This window comes from Pseudonocardia oceani (genome assembly GCF_019263585.2).
In the GTDB taxonomy this organism is placed as follows: Bacteria; Actinomycetota; Actinomycetes; order Mycobacteriales; family Pseudonocardiaceae; genus Pseudonocardia; species Pseudonocardia oceani.
In genome coordinates, this window is sequence record NZ_JADQDF010000001.1 from 549679 (window position 1) to 574899 (window position 25221).

The 25221-nt window shown below is 69.5% G+C and carries 25 protein-coding genes and 2 pseudogenes; 11 read left to right on the forward strand and 16 right to left on the reverse strand.

Translation table 11 applies throughout. The annotated features are described in order from the left end of the window. Positions 1-302: 302 nt before the first annotated feature. Positions 303-2750 carry a penicillin-binding protein gene (locus tag I4I82_RS02745; protein WP_226369839.1) on the reverse strand — a complete coding sequence of 816 codons (2448 nt, stop codon included), beginning with the start codon at positions 2748-2750 and terminating at the stop codon, positions 303-305. Positions 2751-3260: 510 nt separating this feature from the next. Further along, entirely contained in the window at positions 3261-3776 is a 516-nt protein-coding gene (locus tag I4I82_RS02750) for a hypothetical protein (protein WP_218595128.1), read from the reverse strand. A 214-nt stretch (positions 3777-3990) separates the two neighbouring features. On the opposite strand from I4I82_RS02750, the gene I4I82_RS02755 reads away from it, so the two are divergent. The 3 genes from I4I82_RS02755 (at position 3991) to I4I82_RS02765 (ending at position 6127) form a co-directional block, all read left to right on the forward strand. Then, positions 3991-4710, forward strand: coding sequence for a cytochrome c biogenesis CcdA family protein (locus I4I82_RS02755; protein WP_218595129.1), 720 nt, complete (start codon positions 3991-3993; stop codon positions 4708-4710). 116 nt (positions 4711-4826) lie between these two features. Further along, positions 4827-5195: a BlaI/MecI/CopY family transcriptional regulator gene (locus tag I4I82_RS02760; RefSeq protein WP_225920491.1), complete on the forward strand. Its 369-nt coding sequence runs from the start codon at positions 4827-4829 to the stop codon at positions 5193-5195. A gap of 101 nt (positions 5196-5296) precedes the next feature. Beyond that, positions 5297-6127, forward strand: coding sequence for a M56 family metallopeptidase (locus I4I82_RS02765; protein ID WP_218595130.1), 831 nt, complete (start codon positions 5297-5299; stop codon positions 6125-6127). Positions 6128-6181: 54 nt separating this feature from the next. Here I4I82_RS02765 and I4I82_RS02770 read toward each other — a convergent pair whose 3' ends face one another. The 4 genes from I4I82_RS02770 to I4I82_RS02785 all read right to left on the reverse strand — a co-directional run bounded on the left by I4I82_RS02770 (position 6182) and on the right by I4I82_RS02785 (position 8973). Beyond that, complete coding sequence (locus I4I82_RS02770; protein WP_226369840.1) at positions 6182-6898, reverse strand: M23 family metallopeptidase; 717 nt, start codon at positions 6896-6898, stop codon at positions 6182-6184. 451 nt (positions 6899-7349) lie between these two features. After that, positions 7350-7970, reverse strand: a complete 621-nt coding sequence (locus I4I82_RS02775; protein WP_218595131.1) for a DUF305 domain-containing protein — start codon at positions 7968-7970, stop codon at positions 7350-7352. 57 nt (positions 7971-8027) lie between these two features. Beyond that, positions 8028-8429 (reverse strand): DUF6153 family protein, encoded by a 402-nt coding sequence (locus I4I82_RS02780; protein ID WP_218595132.1) that lies wholly within the window; start codon positions 8427-8429, stop codon positions 8028-8030. 202 nt (positions 8430-8631) lie between these two features. Continuing rightward, positions 8632-8973, reverse strand: a complete 342-nt coding sequence (locus I4I82_RS02785; protein WP_218615384.1) for a VldE C-terminal domain-containing protein — start codon at positions 8971-8973, stop codon at positions 8632-8634. A gap of 1045 nt (positions 8974-10018) precedes the next feature. Here I4I82_RS02785 and I4I82_RS02790 point away from each other — a divergent pair. Continuing rightward, positions 10019-11110, forward strand: coding sequence for an IS630 family transposase (locus I4I82_RS02790; protein WP_218595134.1), 1092 nt, complete (start codon positions 10019-10021; stop codon positions 11108-11110). Between the two features lie 103 nt (positions 11111-11213). After that, the gene (locus I4I82_RS02795) at positions 11214-11918 is read left to right on the forward strand and encodes a response regulator transcription factor (protein ID WP_218595135.1); all 705 of its coding nucleotides are present in this window, start codon (positions 11214-11216) and stop codon (positions 11916-11918) included. Here I4I82_RS02795 and I4I82_RS02800 read toward each other — a convergent pair. Beyond that, positions 11912-13180, reverse strand: coding sequence for a HAMP domain-containing sensor histidine kinase (locus tag I4I82_RS02800; RefSeq protein ID WP_226369841.1), 1269 nt, complete (start codon positions 13178-13180; stop codon positions 11912-11914). The genes I4I82_RS02795 and I4I82_RS02800 overlap by 7 nt on opposite strands. Before the next feature lie 197 nt (positions 13181-13377). Here I4I82_RS02800 and I4I82_RS02805 point away from each other — a divergent pair, with 197 nt between their 5' ends. Continuing rightward, positions 13378-14313: a hypothetical protein gene (locus I4I82_RS02805; RefSeq protein ID WP_218595137.1), complete on the forward strand. Its 936-nt coding sequence runs from the start codon at positions 13378-13380 to the stop codon at positions 14311-14313. A 427-nt stretch (positions 14314-14740) separates the two neighbouring features. Here I4I82_RS02805 and I4I82_RS02810 read toward each other — a convergent pair whose 3' ends face one another. The 4 genes from I4I82_RS02810 to I4I82_RS02825 form a co-directional block, all read right to left on the reverse strand. Continuing rightward, on the reverse strand, positions 14741-14944 hold the full coding sequence (locus I4I82_RS02810; protein ID WP_218595138.1) for a hypothetical protein: 204 nt from the start codon (positions 14942-14944) through the stop codon (positions 14741-14743). Between the two features lie 317 nt (positions 14945-15261). Next, the gene (locus I4I82_RS02815; protein ID WP_218595139.1) at positions 15262-15831 is read right to left on the reverse strand and encodes a hypothetical protein; all 570 of its coding nucleotides are present in this window, start codon (positions 15829-15831) and stop codon (positions 15262-15264) included. A gap of 561 nt (positions 15832-16392) precedes the next feature. After that, a complete protein-coding gene (locus tag I4I82_RS02820; RefSeq protein ID WP_218595140.1) occupies positions 16393-16725 on the reverse strand; it encodes an NUDIX hydrolase in 333 nt (110 codons plus the stop codon). A 267-nt stretch (positions 16726-16992) separates the two neighbouring features. Then, on the reverse strand, positions 16993-17466 hold the full coding sequence (locus I4I82_RS02825; RefSeq protein ID WP_218595141.1) for an Rv3235 family protein: 474 nt from the start codon (positions 17464-17466) through the stop codon (positions 16993-16995). Between the two features lie 366 nt (positions 17467-17832). Between I4I82_RS02825 and I4I82_RS02830 the strand changes: the two genes are divergently transcribed. From I4I82_RS02830 to I4I82_RS02840, 3 genes and pseudogenes are all read left to right on the forward strand, one after another. Then, a complete protein-coding gene (locus I4I82_RS02830; RefSeq protein ID WP_218595142.1) occupies positions 17833-18246 on the forward strand; it encodes an IS110 family transposase in 414 nt (137 codons plus the stop codon). Beyond that, positions 18195-18431 (forward strand): hypothetical protein, encoded by a 237-nt coding sequence (locus I4I82_RS02835; protein WP_218595143.1) that lies wholly within the window; start codon positions 18195-18197, stop codon positions 18429-18431. The genes I4I82_RS02830 and I4I82_RS02835 overlap by 52 nt, the downstream gene beginning before the upstream one ends. 395 nt (positions 18432-18826) lie before the next feature. Beyond that, positions 18827-19033: pseudogene (locus tag I4I82_RS02840) on the forward strand (transposase domain-containing protein); the annotation flags it as partial. On the opposite strand, the pseudogene I4I82_RS02845 reads toward I4I82_RS02840, so the two are convergent. The 4 genes and pseudogenes from I4I82_RS02845 to I4I82_RS02860 all read right to left on the reverse strand — a co-directional run. Then, positions 19026-19349 (reverse strand): annotated as a pseudogene (locus tag I4I82_RS02845) (transposase domain-containing protein); the annotation flags it as partial. The pseudogenes I4I82_RS02840 and I4I82_RS02845 sit on opposite strands and share 8 nt — an antisense overlap. A gap of 929 nt (positions 19350-20278) precedes the next feature. Then, positions 20279-20449 carry a hypothetical protein gene (locus I4I82_RS02850; RefSeq protein WP_218595145.1) on the reverse strand — a complete coding sequence of 57 codons (171 nt, stop codon included), beginning with the start codon at positions 20447-20449 and terminating at the stop codon, positions 20279-20281. A gap of 408 nt (positions 20450-20857) precedes the next feature. Then, entirely contained in the window at positions 20858-21613 is a 756-nt protein-coding gene (locus I4I82_RS02855) for a CbtA family protein (RefSeq protein ID WP_218595146.1), read from the reverse strand. 17 nt (positions 21614-21630) lie between these two features. Next, positions 21631-21840 (reverse strand): CbtB domain-containing protein, encoded by a 210-nt coding sequence (locus tag I4I82_RS02860; protein ID WP_218595147.1) that lies wholly within the window; start codon positions 21838-21840, stop codon positions 21631-21633. 143 nt (positions 21841-21983) lie between these two features. Between I4I82_RS02860 and I4I82_RS02865 the strand changes: the two genes are divergently transcribed. Together I4I82_RS02865 and I4I82_RS02870 are read left to right on the forward strand one after the other, a co-directional pair. Next, positions 21984-22550 carry a histidine phosphatase family protein gene (locus I4I82_RS02865; RefSeq protein WP_218595148.1) on the forward strand — a complete coding sequence of 189 codons (567 nt, stop codon included), beginning with the start codon at positions 21984-21986 and terminating at the stop codon, positions 22548-22550. Between the two features lie 386 nt (positions 22551-22936). After that, complete coding sequence (locus I4I82_RS02870; RefSeq protein ID WP_218595149.1) at positions 22937-24187, forward strand: VldE C-terminal domain-containing protein; 1251 nt, start codon at positions 22937-22939, stop codon at positions 24185-24187. A gap of 294 nt (positions 24188-24481) precedes the next feature. On the opposite strand, the gene I4I82_RS02875 is transcribed toward I4I82_RS02870, so the two are convergent. Beyond that, the gene (locus I4I82_RS02875; protein ID WP_218595150.1) at positions 24482-25012 is read right to left on the reverse strand and encodes a DUF2269 domain-containing protein; all 531 of its coding nucleotides are present in this window, start codon (positions 25010-25012) and stop codon (positions 24482-24484) included. Between the last annotated feature and the right edge of the window lie 209 nt (positions 25013-25221).

Genomic DNA, 25221 nt, shown 5'->3' on the forward strand with positions numbered 1-25221 from the left:
AACTGCGATTGCAGCCTTGCCAGTCAAGATCTTGAAGAGGGACACGGCACGGAGCGAGCTTCGGTGCTGCCACCGCCACCGCCAGCGGCAGCGGCAGCCCGATTACGAAGACCGCTACTACGGCAGCGAAGACGCCCCGCCGGCGACCGCTTTGCAACATGCGCGCTGTTCGACTACCAGCAGGCTTTGGAGCCGATCGTGACTGGCTGCCGCTCCGCCGACTCGCGCTCCTACCGACGACGACCCGGCAAATCGGCTGCGCAGGTCAACGGCAGGGGTCGAGATCGCCGAACTGTGATCGCTCATACAGGGCCGCAGCCTCTAACCGCCACCCCCCTCCTCGCCGCCGCCGCCGTCGTCGTCACCCCGCCGTCGCCTTCTTCTGCGGGAGGCGGCTGCTCGCCCTCGGCCGGGGCCTCGCTGGGCGCGGCCGGGGGCGGCGGCACCTCGCCGCTGCTGACCGTCAGCACGATCGTCTCGCCGGGCAGCGCCGTGCCGCGCGGGCTCTGCCCGATCACGGTGCCGCGCGGCGCCGCGTTGTCACGCTCGCGGGTGGTGACGGCCCAGCCCGCCGACTCCAGCGTGGCGCGCGCGTCGTTCTCGCTACGGCCGACTACATCGGCTACCTGCGACTCCGCGCCACCCTCCAAGTACCGCTCATCGACGGGTGGCAGTGGGATCACCGCCTGTCCCTCCAGGAGGGGGGACATCGTGCCGAACCAGGTCTCGGCCGGGGTCTTGCCGCCGAAGATGTTTCCGCGCGCGCAGGCGAACGGCGATCCGGCGCCGTCGCAGAGCGCGTCCGGGCGGTTATCGTTGTCGTAGGTGATCACGGCGCCCGACAGCTGCGGCACCACCCCGAGGAACGCCGCGGACTTGTTGGCCTGGGTCGTGCCGGTCTTGCCCGCCATCGGACGGTCCCAGCCGACCTGGCTTGCCGCGCCGGCTGCGGTTCCCCCGGGGAGCTCGTCGCGGCCCAGCGCGTTCATCATCGCGTTGGCCAGGCCCGGCTCGACGACCTGCTCGCACGGCGCCTCGGTGACCGTCACCGGGTTGCCCTCGGGGTCGGTGATCGACGCGATCGGCGTGGGCGGGCACCACATCCCGCTGCTGGCCAGCGTGGCGCCGACGTTCGACAGCTCCAGCACGCTCGTCGGGCTCACCCCGAGGGTGAACGACGCCTGCCGCTGCGCCTTGGTGACCTCGGCGATCGACCGGTCGGTGGGCTGGCCGGTGTTCGGGTCGACGAAGCGCTCCGTGGCGAGTGAGCGCATGCCCAGCCGCACCGCCATGTCGACGACGTCGGGCACGCCGGTGAACTCCATCAGCTTCACGAACGCGGTGTTGGGCGACTGCGCCAGCGCGTCGGAGAGCGAGAGGCGCTCGGCGTAGTCGCCCGAGTTCTGCACGGGCAGCGGGCGGCCGCCGCCGTCGACGTAGATCGGGGACGCGTACCCGCTCGGCGGCACCGAGAGCTGGTAGTTGATGCCCAGCCCCTTCTCCAGCGCCGTCGCGACGGTGAAGGTCTTGTACACCGAACCGGCACCGAGCGGGACGGGGGTGTAGGGCAGCCCGTAACTGGTTTCCAACGCGTCTGCGTCGAGCCCGAAAACCCGACTCGACCCCATCGCGAGCACCCGGTGTCCCTCCGCTCCCGGCTCGACAGTCGCCATCACGTTGGCGACGTTGGGCTGATCGGCAGGAACCTCCGCGACGAGCGAAGCCTGCATGAGGTCCAGGACGCCCCGGTCCAGGGTGGTCCGGATGGTGTAGCCCCCGGTTCGGAGCTGCTCGCCGGAGATCCCGGCCTCGCTGAGGTACTCCTGCACGTACTGGCAGAAGAAGCCGGCCGGGCCCGCGCCGATGCAGCCGTTGGCCTGGGTGTTCAGCGGCGACGCGATGCCCAGCGGCTCGGCCAGCGCCGCGTCGGCCTGCGTCCGGTCGATCATCTGCTGCTCCAGCATCTGCTGGATCACCAGGTTGCGCCGCTCCTGCGCGGCCTGCGGGTTCGTCACCGGGTCGGTGGCCGTGGTGCTGCGCACCATGCCCGCCAGCAGAGCGGCCTGCGGCACCGTCAGGTCGGCCGGGGTGACGCCGAAGTAGGTGCGCGCGGCGGAGGCGATGCCGGCGGCGCCGTTGCCGAACGGGACGATGTTGAGGTAGCGGGTGAGGATCTCGTCCTTGCTCAGCGACTGCTCGAGCTGCAGCGCGATCTGGGCTTCCTTGAGCTTGCGCGCGGGCGTCTGCTCGGTGGCCTTGAGCCGCTCGGTCTCGGTCTGCGCGTCGACGTAGAGCAGGTAGTTCTTGACGTACTGCTGCGTGAGCGTGGAGGCGCCCTGCTCGATGCTGCCCGACACCGAGTTGGTGACGACGGCGCGCACCGTGCCCTGCCAGTCGACGCCCTGGTGCTGGTAGAACCGGCGGTCCTCGACGGCGACGATCGCGGCCTTCATGGCCGGGCTGATCTCGTCGGAGGTGACCGAGCGGCGGTTCTGGTCGGGCACGAACAGCTGCGCGATCGTGGTGCCGGCGCTGTCGGTGACGATGGTCGTCTGCGGCAGCGGCTGGTCCAGCACCTCGGTCGACACGCTGCCGACGCTGTCGCTCGCGTCGTTGGCCACCAGCCCGAGCCCGATCGCGGCGGGGAACGCGATGCCGGCGGTGACGATGCCGCCGAGCAGGCTGAGACCGAGCAGCAGACCGATCAGGCGCACGACACCGCGCGGAGACACATCCTTGACCCGGTTCACCTCGACTCCACGCCCGGCTGGGTCTCACCGCTGTCGGTCCTAGCCGCCGGTCGTGGTGGGAGCGGGCCATCCGACCGTTCGGATCGATCCGACCGAACACCACGATGCGGGTCGGTTCGCTGCGCGATCACGATCAACAACATGAGCGTGGCGATGACGCCGAAGATGACAAGAACCCGCCATCCTCCACTCACTCCGCCAGCGGCAGCAGCACCTAAAAATAAGGAAGAGTACACAATAGCTCCAATACTGACGCGATCATCTGATCAACGAGCGCCACGCGATGGCAGATCGCCTCAACGATGCAGGCAGATACCTATTGCCGTGGATGCGGCTTGAGCTCGTCCAACTACTCTCGTGAGCGTCCTGCGCGTCCTGGCCATAGTTCTCAGGTCCGCAGAGTTTGATCGGCGCCGCGGCGCCAGATCCTGGAAACGCTTTATCATTGCTGACCACCGACAACCATAGCCACGTCGGCAACCAATTGTTTGATTGAATACCGGCAGAACCTCAGGCGACCAGGGTTCGAGATGCAGGTGGACCACGCCGGGCGATCACGCCTGGTCGATACCGATTCGTCAGCAGCTCGGGGCTTGGAGCCGGACGCACCGCCGGGACCGGCTCGGTGATCTGCGCGTGGCGCGCCCCGTTCCAGGTGACGCGGATGACGCCGACGACTGCCACCACAACCTGCTCGACCAGCGACGTCACACAGACAATCGCCGTTGCGACGACGACCTGATTGAGGGTCACCGCGATATCGGCCTGCCCTATCTGCTGGCCGACCCCGTGCTCGACCTGTCCGTGCGGCACGAGCTTTGCCGCCGCGTGCAGAGCGGGTTGAACCAGAACACAAGCCTTCAGGAGACGAAGTAGGTCCGGAGATGGACTTGCTAAGCGCAACCTCGCAACGACGACCATCGCGATGACCGCACCGAGCGTCAGCACGTGCAGCGGCGCCTCGTCCGCCGAGAGGTCGGAGGCGACGGCGACCAGGCATACGACTCCTGCCGCGGTCAGAAGCATGCGGGAGTCGAGCGGTAGGCGACCACCAACCGGACACACGCCCCAAAGCCTACGTTCTGTCGATGCTCCGGGCCGCCCAGGCCCGCCCCGCGCTGCTGAACGTGCAGGCGTAGCGCAGACGACCTTCGTTCGAGCTGTACGACAAGCCGCTGAGCTGGGCGTCGACCAGTGGGGAACAATCCTCCTCCGTTCCCGCAGTTCGTTGCATCACTCAATGATCATCGGCCACGTCGAGGTGGGAACCGATACCGGCAGGAGGACGTCGTTGCCGTCGAGGACGCGGGCGGACAGCGCAGGCCTGGTGGGAGCCGAGGCCACCGCCCGCACAAGGGAAGCTTCCTCGACGGAGCGTCGGCGTGTCGCGGTCGCCGCCCTGCTGTTCGTCAGCGGTTTCAGCGCCGTCTTCGTCGCGGGAGTACTGCTCGTCCTCGGCGTGTCCGACTGGCTGGTCGGCAACGAACTCGTGCTACAACGCATCGGCGGAGCGGTCACCATCGCGATGGGGCTGGTGTTCCTGGGATTCGTCCCCGCCCTGCAGCGGGACGTCCGTTTCCATCACGTCCCGCAGGTCGGACCGGCCGGCGCACCGGTGCTCGGGGCGGTCTACGGGCTGGGATGGACACCGTGCTTGGGCCCCACCCTCACCGGTGTCATCGCCCTTGCCACGGGCACACAGGTCGGTTCGTCGACGATCCGGGGATTGGCGCTGGTGCTCGCCTGCTGCGCCGGGTTGGGGGCGCCTTTCGTTCTGATCGCACTGGGCACCCGTTGGGCGGTGTGGACGGCAGGTTGGATGCGCCGCCACACCCGCGGCCCGCAGGTCTGCGGCGGTGTCATGCTGCTCGCGCTGGGGACCCTGCTCGTCACCGGCGCGTGGGGCGGGTTCGTCGCCTGGCTGCGCGGGCCTATCGCCGCGTACACGCTGCCGCTGTGACGATGGGCATGTCGCGGCGCCGCAGGCAGATGACGTCCGGCCGATCTGCCGAGTGTCATCGCCAGGTTGTCGAGTCGTCCTGCCCACTAGAGTCCATCGCGCGGGGAGGAGGTCGGATGCAGGGCTTCGGCGAGCTCGAGGTTGTCATCATGGAGCAGTTGTGGGCTTCACCCGACGGAGCGACCGTTCCCGAGGTGCATCGACGGCTGTCCGCTCAGCGGGAGATCGCCTACACCACCGTCATGAGCACTATCCACAACCTGTACCGCAAGGGGCGTCTCACGCGCACGCGCGAGGGCCGGAAGCACCGCTACCAGGTGACGGCCAGCAAGGCCGAGCACAGTGCTGGCCTGATGCGGGATGCACTGAACAGTGGCGGCGACGCGCACGCGATCCTGAGCTATTTCGTGCAGCAGATGGATCCGGAGGACACCCGTCGCCTCGCGGAACTCCTGGCTGGCATGGAGGAGGACAGCGACCTGTGAGTACCGGTGCGTGCCTCATCGCCTACGGTACGTTAGTCGCGTTCCTCGCCCCGCGTGCGCTCACGTGCGGTACCTGGGCGCACAGGATACCCGTGCTCGGCGTGGCGATCTGGATGTCCGCGATGGCCAGCGTGCTGGCGGCCTGGCTCGTCGCGATCGGGGCGGTCATCGTCGACCTGAACGCTGGACTCCCATGGCGTCACGTCTTCGACACGTGCACCACCACCCAGTGCGCGCTGTCGCATGGGACACCGGGATCGTGGCTGAAAGTCGGCATACTCACCCTGGCCACGTTGGTCACCGGCGGAGCGCTGGTCGGCCTGGGCCGTGCCCTGCTCCACGCGCGTCGCCGCACGCACCGCCACGCCGAAGCGGCACATCTGGTCGGCGAACGAGACCAGCTGCTGGGCGCCGTGATCCTCGATGTGCCTGAGAAGGTTGCGTACGCGGTGGCCGGTCGCCCCTCGGCCATCGTGCTCAGTCGCCCGGCAATCCGCGCTCTCACCGCCCAGCAGCTCCGCGTCATCATCGCGCACGAACGAGCGCACCTGGCCGGCCGACATCACCTGGTGCTTGCTGTGAGCAGCGTCCTGGCCGACCGGATGCCGAGGATTCCGCTGTTCACGAAGGGGAGGACAGAACTACGACGGCTCGTCGAGATGTGTGCCGACGACACCGCCACGCGCGGGCGCGACGTACGTGATCTGCTCGGGGCCCTGCTCGCCCTGGCGGGGCCGGCGCCACAACCTCGCAGCGCGCTGAGTGCGGCCGCGACCCACGTACAGGAGCGCGCGAAACGCCTCGTCTCCCGCCCTGGCAGCCGCTCCGTCCGGAAGACCCGTGCGTTGCTGCTCGCTGGGACAGCCGCGCTGCTCGCAGGCCCGGTCATCACCACGACCGCGCTCTGCAACCTGCTACCCCTCGGCTTGTAGCACTGGGGCCCCTTGTGGCTGTCGTGCGGGCTCGGAGCGGATCGCGTCGACATGTCAGGTCACCTTGACGCCTCGGTCCTCCAGCCAGGGGGTCGGATTGATGTTGCCGGCTCCTGCGGCGATGACCTCGAAGTGGAGGTGAGGCCCGGTGGACTGGCCGCGGTTACCGACCTCGGCGATGACCTCCCCAGCAGTGACCTGCTGCCCGACCTCCACCATCGCGCGATCCATGTGGCCGTAGAACGTGACAGTGCCGTCGCCGTGCCGCACGCGCACCCACAGGCCGAATCCGCTGGCCGGTCCGGAGTCGATGACGACGCCGTCTAGGGGGACACGAATGGGGCTACCGACCGGGGCCGCGATGTCCAAGCCCTTGTGCTGCGCGTCCCAGCGGGGGCCGTAGCCGGATGTAGTGCGCCCGGTCATCATCTGCACGCCGCCTCCGGCCGCCCGGGGCGCTGCACTGGGGTCGTCGGCGTGGCGGGCCTCCTCGGCCGCTCGAGCCTCCTCCGCAGCACGTACCGCCTCCTCCAGCCGTACCTCCTCCGCAGCGGCCTCGACGACCTTGACCAGTGCGGCTGCATCGACGACCTCCGGTGCAAGCGGAACCGGAAGGACGGCAGCCCGCAAAGCGGTGCTCGCCGTCGTCGGACCGGGCGGGTCGGTGGCGGCGACCCGAAACACACCGCCATCGACGAGAGGCGCCGCTGCCGCGGCAACAGCCGCATCGCCGGCCAGTGCCAGCAGCCCACCGGCGACGGCGGCTGCCACGACGTGGACGGGTGCGGGAGCGCCTGCGGACGTGGTGACGGCCGAGGGTGCCGGGGCCAGTCGCAGTCCGGGGTGCACCGGGACAGGGAGGAGGCTCCAGCCGGGCCCGGTTTGCATGTGCCGGTTACGTGGGGAGCGGTGCCGCGCCACAAAGATCCTTCACGGAGTCGGGGTCTCGTCCTGGCGTCCTCGCGCGCGCGGCGCGTGCCCGTCGACCGATACCGAATCGAAATCTACTGATGCCGACAGTAGTAGCGGGGACGGCGGAGACGATGCACTCGAGCGACTCGACGACGACCGGTAGTGAGCCTGCGGTCAACGGGGCATTGGCATGCCGCCGCTCGGTCCTCGCCTCGCGGGCACAACTTCCGCAAGGCGCAGCAATCCCCCCGCACGGCCCTGGCAACGGGCTCCGGTGGCGGTCCGGGCGACCGAACCGCCACCGGTGGGGTCACGCCCCCTGGAGCAGCGACTCCATCTCGCTGATCTCGGCCTGCTGAGCGTCGACGATCTCCTGAGCGAGTGCGAGCGCTTCGGGGTCGCTGCCCTCCTCGATCTCGGTTTGCGCCATCTCCACCGCGCCGCGGTGGTGCTCGACCATCATCTCGAGGAACATCCGGTCGAACTCTGCTCCGGAAGCCTGCTGCAGAGCCGACATCTGCTCGGGCGTCATCATGCCGCCCATGCCGCTGTGGTCCATACCGTCCATGCCGCCCATGCCGTTCTCAGCCGGCACCTCGGCACCCCACTCCTGCAGCCAGGCGGTCATCGTCGTGATCTCCGGCTCCTGCGCACCCCCGATCCGAGCGGCCAGGTCGAGGACCTGGGGAGTCTCGGTACGGCCCGCTGCCAGCTCGGCCATGGCCACCGCCTGCCGGTGGTGCGGGATCATGCCCTGGGCGAACGCGACGTCCGCGTCGTTGAACTGCCCCTGAGCCGCAGCCGAGGACGCAGATCCCCCTGAGGCCGCGCCGGGGGCGCTTGTATCGTTCCCGGACGCGCAGCCGACCAGCGCGAACGTCGTGATCGCGGTGCCTGCCAGCAGGCGCGCGAGGGCCTTCTTCGTGGTCATCGTCAGTCGTGCCTCTCGTACGTGTGTAGGACATGAGGTCGGGTCGTTCGACCTCGTCTATGTCCGCAACACGCAGAGCAGTGCGAGCCGAGCCGGAGCCGTCGGCGGGGGCGCCCTCGGCGACGTCCGGGGACGGCTGCCGCGGCGGATCGTCGGCCATGCGACGGACCGTCGTGCCGGCCACGCCACGAGAACGGCGAGCACCGTGCCGAATGCAGTGAGCACGGCCAGGCACAGATGCAGGAGCGCCGTACCATGATCATCCTGGCGCTCCGACGTCAGATCACCATCGTCGTGTCCGAGGGGCACTGCCGGTTCCGACACGGTCGACATCGGAGGCTGCGCGTCGGAGAGAACGGAGACGTGGTGCATGCCGATCAGGCCGACGAGCAGCACCGCGGTGAGTGCGGCGAGCAGGAGCGCTCGGTGCACCGCCGATGCGGCAGGATTCGTGGCCATCAGTGGCAAGATTACTCGCACAGATCGGGGCCGTTCGGCGCCCGTCCCTCGTCTCAGCGCACCTGTCATTCACTACTCCTGCTGATCCGGCGCCCGTCTCGTCGGCGCGGGCTACTGGTTCCTCACCGGCCTCGTTCATCAGGACCGTCCTCCACACCGGCATCACCCCGACGAAGCTGGCCGCCGTCGCCGGTGAGTGCGCTCAGCACCGCACGGACGCGAGCGACCCGCCGGGCGCCGTGTTGAAGGAGATGTGCACGTGCTCCATGTGGTTCTCTACGGGAGAGCCGCGGTCCTCCATCATCCGCCATCCTGACCCGCTGTTGATGCGCTGCCGGAAGATGACGTACTTGACTGCGAGCGCCCCGCGATTTCGTACAGCACATTCGGCCAGGGCGTCCCCCGCCGCTCGGTCGACGAAGAAGTCGAGCGCCAGCCCGACGGGATGGTCCGATACGCGCCCGCGCGGACCGACGCCGCCGACGCTCGCAATGCCGAAGCGGCAGCGCAGGAGCTGCCCGGCATCGGCGACCCACCGCTTCACCGGGCCCCATCGGGGCACCCCGGCTCGGCATGCGTACTCCGGGCCGAGCGTGGCGGCCAGGGCCGGAGCACCGGTGGCATCCGAGTCCCCGGCAGCAACCGCCCGAGCCGCACGCTGCCGTTCCTCCTCCGCGGCACGTGCGGCCCGCTGCTGGTAGGTCTCGTACGCCACCCGCTGTCCGCGGAGTCGTTCGTCGGTATCCCGGAAGAATCCCGCCGGGGTTGAATCCTTCGAGCTTGGCCCAGAACCCGCGGTCGTCGTCGGTGAAGGGCCGTCCGATCCTGACGAGCGGAGTGCTGCCGACAACGAGCGGGAGCCGGAGCGCCGGCACACCGCTCGAGGTCCTTCGGGAATCGGAACGAATCGGTGCATGTGCGGTCACAGGAATTCTTCCTCGGACGTGCCGCTACTGCGGCGAGGGACGGGACGGGAACAACCCGTCACGTCACGTCCGGGCGATGCACACCTCTTGGAGGAAGGTCCGACCTGCGGGCGGCGCCCGTCGTCCTTCGGCCCGGCCTGTCCCATGATGAGAACCCACCGCAACACCCTCGTGACCGATGACCGCAACAGTCGGTCCGACGTCGACGGCCGCGCCGACCGCACCACGCCGTGATTCGGCGGGGGCAGCCCGGTCAGGCGTGCCGTCATCGACGCAATGGGAGTCGTCGTGGTTCGCCGTGAGGACGCCCGGCGCGCTCACGGGCGTGGAGCCAGAACAGAGACCGGCCGACAGCACGGCGAGAAGAGCGAGCAGCACGACGACCGCGCCGCCGGCGCGAGTCGTCGCGGAAATGCTGCTCACAGTGATGGAAGAGTAACAGCGAGTGCACGCCTCGTCCGAGTGATACCTGTATGTTCGTCGAGCTCCTACCGGACGAGCCGGTGCCGGAGTACCGCTGTTCATCCTCCGCCGCGCAGCGTCTGCGGCAGTGCCTGCGAACCCGGACGACGACAGCGGAGCAACTACGGTCGCCGATGTGCGCTCTGCTCGGGACTAGTGTCCTGCGCCTCAAATTCGGGTCGTAAGTTGTAGGGTCGGGCGATGGCGAGGACGGGACGCCCGAAGGCCGAGTTGATCGTGACCGACGCCGAGCGTGAGCAGTTGCAGCGCTGGGCGCGACGCAGGAAGTCCTCGCAGGCCCTGGCGTTGCGGTCGCGGATCGTGTTGGCGTGCGCCGAAGGGCACGACAACAAGACGGTGGCGGCGCAACTGGGTTGTGCGGGCGCCACGGTGGGCAAATGGCGGTCCCGGTTCGTCACCCACGGCCTGGACGGGCTGACCGACGAGCCCCGCCCGGGGCGCCCGCCCACGATCGGCACCGACCGGGTCGAGGACGTCGTGGTCGCCACCCTGGAGAGCGTTCCGCGGAACGCGACGCACTGGTCGCGGGCGAAGATGGCCGAGCGGACCGGCTTGTCGAAGTCGACGATCGGGCGGATCTGGCGCTCGTTCGAGCTCAAGCCGCACCGCACGGACGGGTTCAAGCTGTCCAACGACCCGCTGTTCGTGGAGAAGGTGCACGACGTCGTCGGGCTGTATGTGAACCCGCCCGATGCCGCGGTGGTGCTGTGTGTAGACGAGAAGTCGCAGGTCCAAGCCTTGGCCCGGTCTCAGCCGGCGTTCCCGATGATGCCGGGCATGCCCGAGAAGCGGACCCATGACTACATCCGTCACGGCACGACCAGCCTGTTCGCGGCGTTCAACACCGCCGACGGCACGGTGATCTCCAGCCTGCACCGTCGCCATCGATCCACGGAGTTCCGCAGGTTCCTGGCCAAGATCGACGCTCAGGTCCCCGAGCACCTCGACGTGCACCTGGTCTGCGACAACTACGGCACCCACAAGCACCCGACGATCATCGACTGGCTCGCGAAGCACCCGCGCTTTCACATGCACTTCACCCCGACCTACTCGTCCTGGCTCAACCAGGTCGAGCGGTTCTTCGCCTACGTCACCACCGACCTGCTCCAGCGCAGCGACCACCGCAGCGTCCAAGCCCTCGAACGCGACATCCGCAACTGGGTAGCCGCCTGGAACGACGACCCCAAGCCGTTCATCTGGACCAAGACCGCCGAACAGATCCTCGAGTCACTCGCACGATTTCTGCAGCGAACTACTGGCGCGGGACACTAGATCAGCGGCGCCCATCACGCGAGCCACCGGAGACTACGTACTAACTCCGTAGAACGGGAGGGCCACCCATGGGTTCGGATGACACGAACCCTAGGCTCACGGGGTGGCCCGACTTCTCGTCATCGAGGATGACGCCGAGATCGGCGGTGCACTGCAGGCCGCCCTCGAGCGACACGGCCATCATGTGGCAGTGGTGGCGACGGGCGCTGCCGGCTTGCGGGCAGCAGCAGGAGATCCACTGGACCTGATCGTGCTCGACCTGGGGCTGCCGGACCTCGACGGCGTGGAGGTGTGTCGTCGGCTGCGCTCGACGCTGCCCGCAGTGGTGATCGTCATGCTCACGGCGAGGTCGCGAGAGATGGATGTGGTCGTCGGTCTCGAGGTCGGCGCGGACGACTACCTCACGAAGCCTGTCAGCTCGTCAGAGCTGGTGGCCCGGATCCAAGCGCACCTGCGGCGCACAGAGCCGTCGCACACGTCCTGGCGATCGAGGTCGCTCGGGGCCCTGGTGGTCGACGTCGCGTCCCGTCGGGTAACTGTGGCCGGGGAGGAGGTGCCGCTGCGTCGCAAGGAATTCGACCTGCTCACGCGGCTCGTCGCCGAGCCCGGCGTGGCGGTGACCCGGGAGACCTTGATGGCCGATGTGTGGGACGAGCACTGGCACGGGTCGACCAAGACGTTGGACGTGCATGTTGCGTCGTTGCGCCGCAAGCTCGCTTCGGTGGGCGCTGATGCGCCGCGTATCGTCACCTTGCGCGGTCACGGCTACCGGCTTGAGGCAGACCCCACCGCCGCTCGTGATCAGTGAGGGTCCGCCGCCCGCAGCAGGAGCGTGAAGACCGGGGGCGCCGGCCGCGCCAGCCGCAGATGGCCGCCCTCGGCCTCCGCCAACCGACGGGCCAGGGCCAACCCGATGCCGGTGCCTGCCGCCGAAGCGGACCGGCGCTCGAACAACGCACTGTCGGGAAGCGAGATGCCGGGACCCTCGTCCGACACGTCGACGGCGACGACGTCGCCGGCGTCGCGCACCGTCACTTCGACCGTTCCCGCTCCATGTTCGAGCGAGTTGTCGAGCAGGACTGCCAGCACTTGGCGGAGCGCCGCAACGGATACGCTCGCGTGCGGCGCCTCCGGCTCGATCACGGTGCGGAGATCGCGCCGGACGGCGGTGAAGTCGGCCGACCGTTGCTGAACGGCCTCTCCGACGAACCGACCGACATCCACGGGAGCGACGTCGGACCGGGTGTCCCGCGCGAGCGAGAGCAGTTCGTCGATGGTGTGCTCGATGCGTTCTGCGCTGCGCAGCCCAGCCGTGACAGCCGATCTCAGCTCCTCACTCGTTCCATCCAGGGCCGTCTCGAGCCGCAGCCGCAGGCTGGTCAGGGGTGTTCGGAGCTGGTGTGACGCCTCGGCGGAGAACGCGCGCTCCCGAGCCAGGAGATCGTCGAGCCGAGCCGCCGTGCGGTTGAGGGAGTTGCCCGCAGCGTCGATCTCGAGGACGTCGACTGCGGCGAGCCGCACGGCGAAGTCCCCGTCGCCCAGGCGCTGCGCCGCCTCCGTCAGTTCCTCGAGCGGGCGGGCGAGCTTGACGGCCTGCCTGCGAGCGATCAACCAGACGACGCCGACGGCGAGCACGGCGAGGCCGACCAGACCCGCCCATGCCGCGGCCACCGGCCAGAGCAGCGCCCGCGTAGGCCCTGCGATACGAATGGCGCCCACGACTTCGCCGTCGTGCGTCACCGGCACGGCGACGACGAGTTCGTCGCGGTCGGTCCCTGCGGCGGAGATCCCGTTCAACGCCTCGTCGACGAAGCGATCAGCCGGATCGGGACCGCGCCCGCGGACGAACGCGCCGTCGTGGTCGTACACCGACAGGTAGGTGAGTGTGGCGTCGTCCCGGAGTTCCTCGGCGCTCGGCGCTCCGTCGTCCGACAGCGATGCCGCGACCCGCAGTGCGGCGCGGTCGGCGAGGCGCTCCAGGTCGAGCAACTTGTAGATCTGCGCGTACTGGGTGACCGCCACGGCCAGTGGCAGACCGAAGAGAACGACCGCCACCGTCGCGGCCAACACGGCCAGACGGACGAGACGCCTACGCACGCAGCGACCTCCCGTCCGGCGCGCGCCCTCGGCGCCGTCCGGCCGCGATTGTAGATCGCTCGGTGCACGAGTCGGAGGAGGTTTTGCTTTGCGCTCACCTCTGACCCGCTGAGACGTTGCCAAGCCCCACCTAGCGTCGGTACTGGGGACGACGACCGAAAGGCACCATCGTGCGGAACACCGACCTGGTCGGACAGCGGTTGATCATCGTGTACCGCTCGACCGACGCCGAGAACGACAAGCCCCGTCCGAGCTACTACAGCAAGGACCTCGCGCTCGCATCGATCCTGCGGTCAGCGGAGGCGTTGCCGTGCTCCCCCCGATTTCACTTCCTTAACGACGGCGACCTCCCGATCGAGCGCCTCGCCGTGATGCAGCGCTACGGGAGAGTGCACCGCTTGTCCGGCGGGAGTAACCGTGCCACCTTCCGCTCGGCGGTCGCGTGCCACGCCGCCGTCCGAGCCGGCGACCGCGACATCGTCTGGTTCGCCGAGGACGACTACCTGTACCGACCCGACGCGCTGTCCACTCTGATGGCCGGCGCCGTGCGGTTTCCCGAGGCGGACTACTTCTCGCTGTACGGATCGGACGCCCTGGACACGACCGCCCATGGGTCAGATGCCGTGCGTCGGACCCAGCCCGGGGCGGAGGGCAACCCCGCAGCGCGCAACACCGGGGATGCGATCTGGTTCCCCGCTCACTCCACCACCAGCACCTTCGGGGTCCGCGGTCGAGCACTGCGCGAGGACGCGGCGCTCCTGCGGGCCATGCCGTGGACGGGCGGAGCGTGGGATACCGCCACTTGTCTCGCCCTTCAGGGCTACCGTCCGTTCCCCGTGCGCGACCAGTGGCCAGGGAGAACCGATCTCTCAGGCCGTCTACTGCTCCGTGCGCTGGTGCGGATGGGCGCGAACGTCTGGTCCTCGCGACGGTCTCAGCGTCGACGGGTCCTGCTCGGCACGGACCCGGAGCTGATCTGGCACATGGAGGTCCACGACCACACGACGCGGCTACCGCCGAGCGCGCGCACCCGGGCAACGCCGTGGGCGCTCACCGCCGCGGAGACGTGTGTCTGGGCGAAATCCCGGTCACTGCCCTGCGCCTGAGCAGTGGCCCCAGCGTCTCCTCGGCTCACTCCACGACATCCAAAAGGGGAGCGAGCAGGGCTACCGGACCCGAGGCACCGTCAGGGCCGCGACCTGCTCGCCGGGTTCGGCAACCTCCGCGCCCGGCTCCCACCGATCATGCCCTCCGCCGCAGCCGGCGTCGCTCCCTCCAACAATGCGTCCGGGCGAGCACTGCGTCGCCTTCCGCCGCAGCGGTAACAGGTGGTTGCCGATGGCACCCAGGCACCTCGACGAAGGCCTACTGGACATCACCCACAGAAGACAGGGTGGCCAGTGAGCGCAGGGCCCCACCCCGTCGCGGGCCAACCAGGCCAGGTCGTCGCGCTGCTCGCGAAACAGGGCCGCGTGAGTCGCCGTCGGCCTTGTCCCTCAGCTCGGACCTGATCTCTTGTTCGCAAGCGTCACATCACCTTTTTCTCCCGCTGCGGCCGTCCTCGTCCGCGGTGTACAGCGGAGTGATCCTGATCCTCTGCCCCGGCTGCCAGGGATACAGCTCGAGCAGGCGGTACAGGCCGTTCATCGGATTGGCCTCGATCACGCTGGCGGTGGTGCCGTCGATGTAGAACACCTCGAGACGGAAACTGTCAGCGGCCCTGTCCATCAGCGCCACCCTGTCGTCTCGTGATCAAATAAGCGTTCGTATGAGTTTCGCAACAGATCACCATTTCGCTCGGCTCATTGATGACGCAGCAGGCATAGAGCCATACCGCAGCATCGGAGGTAGTGAAGAAAAGAGGTCGACGTGCAGCGGATTGCGGTACAGTTCGCACACTTCCGGAAGTCGGCGATTGACGCCGTTGAATCGCTCCGTATCGGGACAGCGTCACCTCAGGTCCCAAACCGGTCGTGCTCAGGACCGGACGCCGCACCAGTCTCGAAGGGTCCGTTGACCCTCCGGAACGGAAACGAGTTGGCGCGCCACCCGCCTCAAACAGGCAGGAGTGTCCCGCGAATCACGTGCGGCGGTCCTCGCCTGACCACGGCGTCTCGGCAGACGAGGCGGCTCGACCGCTTCGGTGCCGACGCGGCGCGCCGCAGAACAACAGGTGGTGCAGGACGCACCGGATGCAAGGTAAGTCGGACCCAGCATGCGTAGATCGCGCCGGTCAGAGCAAGAACGAGTCGCTCGGCGAGACAGATCGCGGTGACGACAACAATGACCAAGGCGAGTTGGGTGCCACCGACAGCGACGTCAGCGTAGCCAACCTCGGAACCGTCTGCGTGCTGCAGCGAGCCGTGCGGCACGCGCTTCATCATCGCATGCACGGCCGGCTGGGCGGTGACGCAAGACGCGGAGAACTGGAGCACGTGCCGGTGGCGGCCGCCGAGACGTACTCGCAGACCGGCCACGGCGGCGACGACGGCACCCAGCGTCGCCACGTGGAGTGGCGCTTCACCGGCCGCGAGGTCGGAGACCACCGCGACCAGCACCGTGAGTACGGCGGTGACCGCCAGCACTGCTCGGCCAGGGAAGCCGCGCGGGTCGAGTGCCACCACCCTCGCAGCATACGTTCGGCAGCCGATCGCGGCTCGATCTGTCACGAGAGGTCCACCTACGTGCCGCAGCAGACCAACGATGTCGGCACCCTAGTCGATTTGCGTCGCCTGCGGACCACTGCCACGGTCCGTTGGCACCCGTGTCCGTGCCGCGCTCGTCCGGCCTCATCGAGTACCTGCGTCCCGCAGCCATGGCCACCCCACGCCGGGAGCCGGACTCCTCGGGCTGATGACGTCGCTCGGGACCCACCGGCTGCTGCTTCTGCTGGGCATGCACACCGGCCGAGCGATGTCGCGGCCCGTTGTGGCGGAAGCTCGTCTCAACGACAGCGTCCGATCCGCCCTTCGCTCCTCAGTGCCGCCGCTCGCCCGCACGCGACGCGAGGTAGTCGCGGACCGCGTCGCACAGGTCCGGCACCAAAGTCTCGACCTCCCCGAACTCCACCCACCGCATTTCGACAGCATCCTCAGGTGCAGCGACTCGGACCGCCGTTCCGGCTACCGGCGAGCAGGCCACGTAAACGGTCATCTCGCTGGTCTCCGGGCGTCGGCGCTGTCCGATCACCTGCTCCGCTGTGAGGTGCAGGCCGGTCTTCTCGGCGCATTCCGCACCGCTGCCTCACCCGGGGTGTCGCCTTCGATCCAGCCACCGGGCAACACCCAGGGCGGGATCCTGTCAGGGTGCCGCCCTACCAGCACTCCGTCCGGTCCCGTGACAACCGCGACGGCCAGGTCACGCTCCGAGGACAGCCAGTTGCGCGCGGATGGATCGTCCAGTGTCGAGACCTCGACGTGGTGCGACAGAGCGGCGAGCAGGGCGGCCAGCCACCGCCGCTCCTGCGCGTCCACCAGCCGGTCCGCCGCCGCGCCCAGGTGCCCGCGCAGCCGGGACACCGAAGATCGCCCCGCGCAGGCCGGCGGCCACGTCGTCGACCACACGAACCAGGTCGGGTATCGCGACCGCGACCGTGCGGGGTGCCGGTAGGAAGTCCAGGCCGCGTTCCTCCGCGACGCGCTGCCACAACTCGGCCACCTCACGCGCCGTCGACGCTCCAGCACCCGCAGACGGTTCGATCGGCATGACGTCATCGTCGCGGAAACGCCACGGCGGGCCCGCCCATCCACAGGCCCGCCGCCATCCACACCTTCCGGCCGGATCGGTCACAGGATCCGGACCGATGTGCACAACCACTCCCCCGCCTCGAGCTCCAACCCGGCCGCGACTGCCCGCACCCGCCCGTTCAGCGCCACCACCGCCGACGCCTCCACCGCATTCTCAGCGGGCCGCGATACCCGCCACGACCGCACCTGCCCCACCCGCCGCGGCCTGCGGGTCGGGCAGGCAGCCCGGACGTAGCGCAGCACCGGGGGCGCCGCGACCCGGCGCAACTGCTCCACCGGGCGCCGCCCGTCGACCACCTCCACCAGCGCGTTGAACAGCCGGGCCACCGGCGCCCGCACTGATTCGACCTCGAACACCACCACCGCAGGCACCGCACGCAGGACCGGGAGTACCCGCACCGGCGCGACGTCGACCGGGCCACCGCAGTGCGGGCACCCGACAGTCCGCTCCGCGGCGGCGGGCTCATACCGGGTCTGCGCGAGGTGCAGGTGGGGTACGGGGCTGCTGGTCACGGTGGCCTCCCGAGATCGGTGGGAGGGTCTGTCGGCCCGTCCCCCTGGGGTGGCGGGGCGTTGTTCCCCCGCCGCCTTGGGGCGACCCGGCACGGCCTGCGAGGCTCGCGGTCACTGGAGGAGCCTTGGTTCTGCCGGGCCCGTCGGGTTCGGTGCGCATCCCGGACCGTCGGGTCATCGCCCAGGCTCGCGTGGCCCTCGAGGCCCGCCTTGACAATCGCGAGGCCCGACGGGACGGGGCGTGCTGACCGGCGATGGAGTTGTGCGCCTCGAGCGCTTCAGTGACCGACCGGCAGCCGCGCCCACCCGGGAACGCTCACCCGCGGGACGGGAACGACGATGCCAGGAAGCAAGACAGAACCCGCCTTGACCAGCTCCGACACCGCCGGCAACGCCGACGCAGGGCCGGTCAGGTGGGCCGGGGTCGACTGGTCATGGTCCGAACACGCGGTCTGCGTCATCGACGACGCCGGCGCCGCGATCGAACGGTTCACCGTTCCCCACACCGCACCCGGACTGGCCAAGCTGGTCAAGTCGCTGCGCCGCCACCAGGTCACCGGGGTCGCAATCGAACGCGGCGACGGCCCGGTCGTCGCCGCCCTGCTCGACGCCGGCCTGGCCGTGTTCGTCATCGCCAGCCGCCAGGTCACCGCGCTACGCAGCCGCTACGGCACCGCCGGGAACAAGGACGACCGCTTCGACGCCTACTGCAGCTCGCCCACCCCGGCGTGGTCGGGCTGTTCCACCAGCTCGACGGGAAGATCTCCCTGGCCTTCCTGACCCGCTTCCCCACCCCGCGCCACGCCCGCTGGCTCTCCGAGAAGCGCCACGCCGCCTGGCTGCACGCCGCCCACTACACCCGCCCGAACACCCGCACCCCGGCCCAACTGTTCGACCACCTGCACCACGCCCCGGCCGGGCTGCCCGACGGTCCCGCCGCCGACGCCGCCCAGGCAACGGGTTGACCGTGTTTGTGCAGCTCAGGGGGCGGATCGGCGTTCCCCGGTCGCTTCGAGGGTGGACGGCGATCAGCAGCGCCGCAAGGTCGTTCGTCCTCGCTGCGCTGCGGGCGCTCCACCTTGCCCCGCTGCCGCTCGCCGTCCGGATCAGCTACTACCCGGGGGCCGGCCAGAAGGAAGGTCAGCGAGGTCGCGTTCGTGGGGCCCGGGCAGGTCGCTGGCCGATCGCCGGTGGTGGGCACGGCGCGGTGATCAATAAGGCGACGGGGCCTCTGGTAGGTGGGTCGGACCCTTCACGATCTTCCCCGAGACCACCAGAGGCCCCGTTGCCCCCGCAGTCTGACACGACGTCCCCTGCTGCCCGTTTCACCGCGCCTGCTCCACCGCCTGCCACGGCGACGATCACCCGGACGGTGACGGTCGCGGCCGGGGTGTTCGCCCCGGGTCATCTCGGCGAGCTGACCCGCTACCTACCCTTCGAGCTGGTCGACGACGTCCTCGTCCAGACGCGCACCGTGCAACGCCGGCTGCGGTCGTTGCCGTCAAGGACGGGGGTGTACTTCGTGCTCGCGCTCGGGTTGTTCCCGGACATCGGCTACGCCCGGGTCTGCGGCGCAGCTCGCGCAGCGCCTTCTCCGACACCACCGGCACCACCGGCACCACCCCTCCGCTGTTCGGGTCGCGTATGCCGGTGAGGCCGGCGCAGAGCTTGGCCCAGACCCGGGCGTAGCCGATGTCCGGGAACAACCCGAGCGCGAGCACGAAGTACACCCCCGTCCTTGACGGCAACGACCGCAGCCGGCGTTGCACGGTGCGCGTCTGGACGAGGACGTCGTCGACCAGCTCGAAGGGTAGGTAGCGGGTCAGCTCGCCGAGATGACCCGGGGCGAACACCCCGGCCGCGACCGTCACCGTCCGGGTGATCGTCGCCGTGGCAGGCGGTGGAGCAGGCGCGGTGAAACGGGCAGCAGGGGACGTCGTGTCAGACTGCGGGGGCAACGGGGCCTCTGGTGGTCTCGGGGAAGATCGTGAAGGGTCCGACCCACCTACCAGAGGCCCCGTCGCCTTATTGATCACCGCGCCGTGCCCACCACCGGCGATCGGCCAGCGACCTGCCCGGGCCCCACGAACGCGACCTCGCTGACCTTCCTTCTGGCCGGCCCCCGGGTAGTAGCTGATCCGGACGACGACGAGGAACGGGGCAAGGTGCAGCGCCCGCAGCGCAGCGAGGACGAACGACCTTGCCCCGTGACGAGCGTCGTCCACACTCTCAGCGCCCCGGACGACACGCCGCACACGGCCACGTCCTGGACCTGCACGCCGACCGGCTAACTCCGCGGCATTGGTCACGCAGTGACGCGCAGCGCAGCGGAGCGCCCCTGACCGGGAGACAGGCCGTGCGAGCCAAGGGCCGACAGGCCCCGCCGCAGGCGTCCATCAGGGCACTTCCGCTCGGCCCGCCGGCCTTGAGGTGCCCCGTGCCGACCCTTGCCCGTCGATCAGCTGCCGCCACATGCCGCACCAGGGCAGTCCTTGCTGGTCGTGCCTGCACACCTTTGAAGGCGGAGACGACGAGTAGCGCCGCGAGCACCGGGACGAGGACGAGGTCGGGGACAAACGCCGAGCAGGAGACGGCCGACGAGGACGATGGCGATCGAGCCCATCGACATGACGAGGACTAACCGGGCCTGCTGTCGCAGGACAACCAACCCGGCGTCGCGGCTGTAGCGGGCGAACGTGACCAGCAGCGTGGTGAGCAGCGAGACCGCCAGCGAGAGGCTGCCAGCAATACGGATGCAGGGCGTAGAGCAGGACGATGGTCGGGATGAGCAGCTCGCCGCCGGCGGCCGTCATCAGTGCCGCGACCAGCCCAATGCCGGCACCGACCATGATCTGCACAGGCCAGCAAGGTTCGGCGCGAGATGCCTGGCGAGGAGGATCGCGGCGATCAGCAGCACCAGCCCGGCCAGGACCAAGTGGAGAGTGGTCGAGCACAGCCGGTCGCCCAGGTGGCGCCGGGCCACGCGCCGACCAGGCTCTCGGCGAGCAGGTTGACGACCGCGGGCCAGTGCGGCGCGACCTGGTCGAACGAAACCGCGATCAGGCGGGCCTGAAGGCGGGGACTATCACGACCAGGCTCAGCGCCTTTCCAGGATTACAGCGGCGAGCGCGGCGAACTCGAACACCCCGATCAGCAACGGAAGCCGGGCGCGACCCCGGCCACCGAAGCGAGCGCCCTTCGAGATCGCGAAGCGGCCGCGCGTACCACCGATGTGGTCAGCAACTGCGCCGCCGCACAGGGGTGCCCGGCGCCTCGGTTACGTGCAATGCGGCGGGGTCGACCACGGCAAGAAGCGCAACGGAATCGGCACCGGCCCCGGGGCGCCGAACCTGGTCAATCAGCAGAGTTCGTCGCTGAGACACCTGATCAGCTATGGGTCCTGAACTACGGCGACGGTACCCACAGCGCTGCCGGAACGGCGCCATGAACTGCCGTCCATCAGTGCGCCGAACACGAGACCGAGGACGGCCCACAGGACCAGTTGACCGCCGATGGAGGCAACCCGGAAGTCGTAGAGCACGTCCGCTGGGAAGTCGGCGGGCGTCTCAGCGACCGTCGGGAGGAGGAACCCGAGGATGCCCACCGCGACCCAGTAGGCGCCGGTGGACACGAGGGTGGCGTTCCATGCCCCCATCCGTACGGCGAGGCTGCGGCCCAGCATCACCGCCCCGATTGCGAGCAGCACCGACAGGATGATGACCGCGACAAAGGGCCCGGTGCGCTGGCCTACCGTGGTGTCAAGGGTCGACGCGGGCGGATTGGCCGGGTACTTGAGGAACGGGACGAGTGTCACGGAGACGAAACCGATCCCCGCGATCACCGCCGCGGTGGCCCGGGCGCTGAGGCTGCCGACCCGGCCGACAACCGACGCGTAGACGAGCGACAGGATGCCGCCGATCACCGCACCGTAGACCAGCGCAGCAACGGCGAGGCCGAACGTGCTCTGGATGCCACGGCTGACGAGCGGCGCCTCCGTGGACACTTCGCCCGCGGCTGCGGCCAGCTGTTCCTCGTAGCCGATGGCCGCGTTGACGGGCGGCTCCCCGAACAGGTAGGCGAACACGAAGTAGGCCAGCCCGGCGACGAGTCCGGCGAGCATGCCCCGGACCAGCAGGGTCTTCACCATGGCGGGTGTCCCGGCCGTCAGTGGCAGGGGAAGCCGAGGAGGTGGCGACCGTCGTGCACGAACTCGTGCAGCATGCTGCCCGACAACAGCGACGTGGCGCCCTGGTCCATGCCGACCAGGTAGAGCAGCGACAGCAAGATGACCCCGGCGAACACCGCCCAGGGGACGAGCTCATTCAGCGGGATGGCCACCGGAGTGGACGCGGGGAATGCTGCCGCCTGGGACATGGTCGGGTCTCCCTGTCGAGGACGATGGCACCCGGATTCCTTCAGGTGACATCTTTGGTCATATGAAGACATGTTCAGGTATCCAGTTTGGGGCGTCGGTCGAACGCCGTCAAGGGGTCCGGCAGGATGCATCGGAGGAGCTGATGAACGGCAGGGTGACGCTGGTGTGTCATTCGTCCACATCTGCGACGAACGCCGCGGCGTTCGCCGCCGACGAGCCGCTCGACGCGCGCGGCGCCAGGTGGGCAACGGAGGCGCGCGGGCGGTTGACCCGGGCCGACCGGGTGCTGTGCGGCCCAGGGGCGGCCTGCCGTCAAACGGCCGAAGCACTGGGCCTCTCGGCCAAGATCGAACCGGCGCTCGGTGACTGGGACCTCGGCCGTTGGCGTGGCCGGACCCTCGACGAGGTCGCCGCCGACGAGTCGGACGCGGTGACGGCCTGGCTCTCCGAGCCGGACGCAGCCCCACACGGCGGCGAGGCGCAGGCAACCCTCCTTGCGCGGGTCGCCGCATGGCTCGCGGAGGCTCCGGGCGAGGGGCACACGGTGGTCGTGACCCATGCCGCCGTCGTCCGGGCGGTGCTGCTCTCCGTGCTCCACGCTCCGCCGACGGCGTTCTGGCGCATCGACATCGCCCCGCTCACGGCCACCCGGCTTCGCGGAGGACCGGGCCGGTGGACGATCCGTTCCACCGCGACTCCGCTCCGCTGAGAGCGCCCAGGATCAGCGCAGAGCGATTGCGACCGCGGCGGCAACCGCGAGGGCGTTGTGGACGCCGTTGTCGCTGCCTTCTCAAGCCTGAAGCCGTCTCCGCCACCTCATCGGACGACGACCGGGCTGGCCTCACTGATGATGTCACGCTGCGGTTCTGCGACGAGCGTCTCGTCGGCGCGGCTCTACCTGGCGGCGAGGGCACATCTGACCGGCCGAGGTGGTGCTGATGACCAGTTCGGCCCCGGAGGCGACGAGCTGCTCGGTGACGAGCACGGCGAACGGGCCCGACGGCAACGCCGACGACACCGATCTCGGTGCCGTCGATTTGCACGGTTCACATGTCGTTGTGGTAGCGGGCCCACCCGGGATAACGGCGTTCGTCCGTGAAGGCCGGCGCTCCGCGCTTGCGAGCAGGGCGCTGGTGCGCGGCTCCGGGCACCGGGCAAGCCTCCTTCCACTGCAAGGACCGACCGTGTCACGCTGGTACCGATGGCAGCCTGCACCTCAACCCCGCGCACCGCAGTCCCACCCGGAGGAACGGCCGGGTCGTGAACGGCTTCGAGCACGCCACCGTCGCGGTGCGGAGGCTGGGGCGGCGGATCGTCGTCCTGGGTGTCGTCGTCGCGCTGTTCGCGGTGGCCGGCGTCGCCCTGTTCTTCGCCATGACCGCGTTGATGACTCCCCCTGGCCGTCCAGGTGGGTGCGTGCCCAACTCGTCCGCGGTGCCGATCGAGGCGGCGGGCGAGGCAGCCGTCGGGCAGGAGCAGCTGGCCAACGCGGCGGTGATCGTCGCGACCGGTCGTGAGCTCGACGTCCCGGAACGCGGACTGTGGGTGGCGCTAGGCACCGCGTTGCAGGAATCCGGGCTCAGGAACCTCGACTACGGCGACCGGGACTCCCTGGGCCTGTTCCAGCAGCGGCCGTCCCAGGGCTGGGGCAGCCCGGCGGAGGTTCGCGACCCCCGCTACGCCTCGACCCAGTTCTACCAGCGCCTCGTCGCGATCCCGGGTTGGACGGACATGCCGTTGTGGCAGGCCGCGCAGACCGTCCAGCGCTCCGCGTTCCCTCTGGCCTACGCCAAGTGGGAGCAGACCGCCGCCGACATCCTGGCCGCGGTGGGCACCGCGACCGGGGTCCGCGCAGCGACGTACGGATGCGCGCCGGAAGGATCGGTAGCCGCGCTGCAAGGTGCCGCGAGCGGATGCACCGAGGACGATCCGACCACCGCGGGCTGCGTCACGCCGACGACGCGGTACGCGTTGGCCCAGGCGGAGGCCGCTTTCGGTGGGCTGCGCAGCGGGGCCCTGATCCGGTCCACGGGTTGCTTCGCGCAGCGGCCCGGCAACTCCACGAGCGATCATCCGCTGGGCAAGGGCTGCGACCTGTTCCCCGGTCAGGGCGGTCGGTTCGCGACCGGCGTGGAGATCGAGAACGGGTGGCGCGTGGCCGGCTGGTTCCGAACCAACGCCGAGGCTCTCGGAGTGTCCTACGTCATCTGGCAGGGCCGGATCTGGGCGCCCGGCGACGACGACGTCAACGGTTGGGGCCGGCGCTACACCGGCGGCGGCGTCTACGACCCCTTGGACGCGGTCGGCGGACACTACGATCACATCCACGTCAGCTTCCTGAGGTGACGCCTCGTTCAGCCGGGCGAAGCACCTGTCGCTCCGCCCGCCGTCGTTCTCGTGATCGATCCATCCGCCAGCGCGCCGGTCACCGTGCCGCCTATCACGGCGGCAACCGGAGCAGGGACACCCGCACCGCCGGCGCCGACGACTGGCGGCACGGAGAGACGCGACGAGCGCACTCGAAACTGCGTGAGCAGCTCGGTCCTCGTCGAACTCGTTGTGCCAGCTCAGCGGCGCACGGGCACTACCTAGCGACCGATGCCGATCTCGGCCGAGGCCACCCGACCGCGACCGTCGCCATCAGCGGCCTCGGACCCATCCAGTCTTCGGACGCTCGACCCCGCGCCCGAATCTCGTGAGGCCGCGCGGCTTGTAGATCGAGAGGACCATGGGCACGAGCAGGACGACCAGGCCGGCGCCGGCGTGCACGACCAGGGAGATCCGCGCCCCTCCGAGGACCTCGTCGGGCGGCTGTGGGCGTGCCATCGCCTCTGCGAGGAAGCCGATCGAGTCCACCTGCAGAAGCAGGACGGCCACGGCGACCACGGTGACGAGGAGCTTGACCACGACCCAGTAGTGCCTCAGCAGGCCCCACTCGGTGCCCACGGCCTGCACCAGCCCGGTGATCAGCGAGGCAAGTGCGAGCGGGACGATCGCGTACCCGGTGAGCAGGTCCATCGCCACGTAGGAGCTCCGCACCACCACGTCGCCGGACGCACTCACGCCGGCGACGGCGAGGACGAGGAAGGCGGCAACGGCGCCGATCCACCCCACCGAGCACGCGACGTGAGCGAGGAGCGCCGCCTTCCGCACCCGAGGGCGCATCCTCACGACGTCGACACCGTGCCACTGGAGGGTTCCGTCGACCCGAGGTGCCGACCAGGGCCGTGACCGCCCCCCGTCACCAGCTGGAGTACGAGGAACAACAGCACGAGGGCGACCGCGCTGATACCCAGCACCCGCACCCACCGGGGCGCGCGTTCCCGACCATCCATGACCGATCCTCCGGATTCCGACCGACGTCCGAGACAGACTGTCTC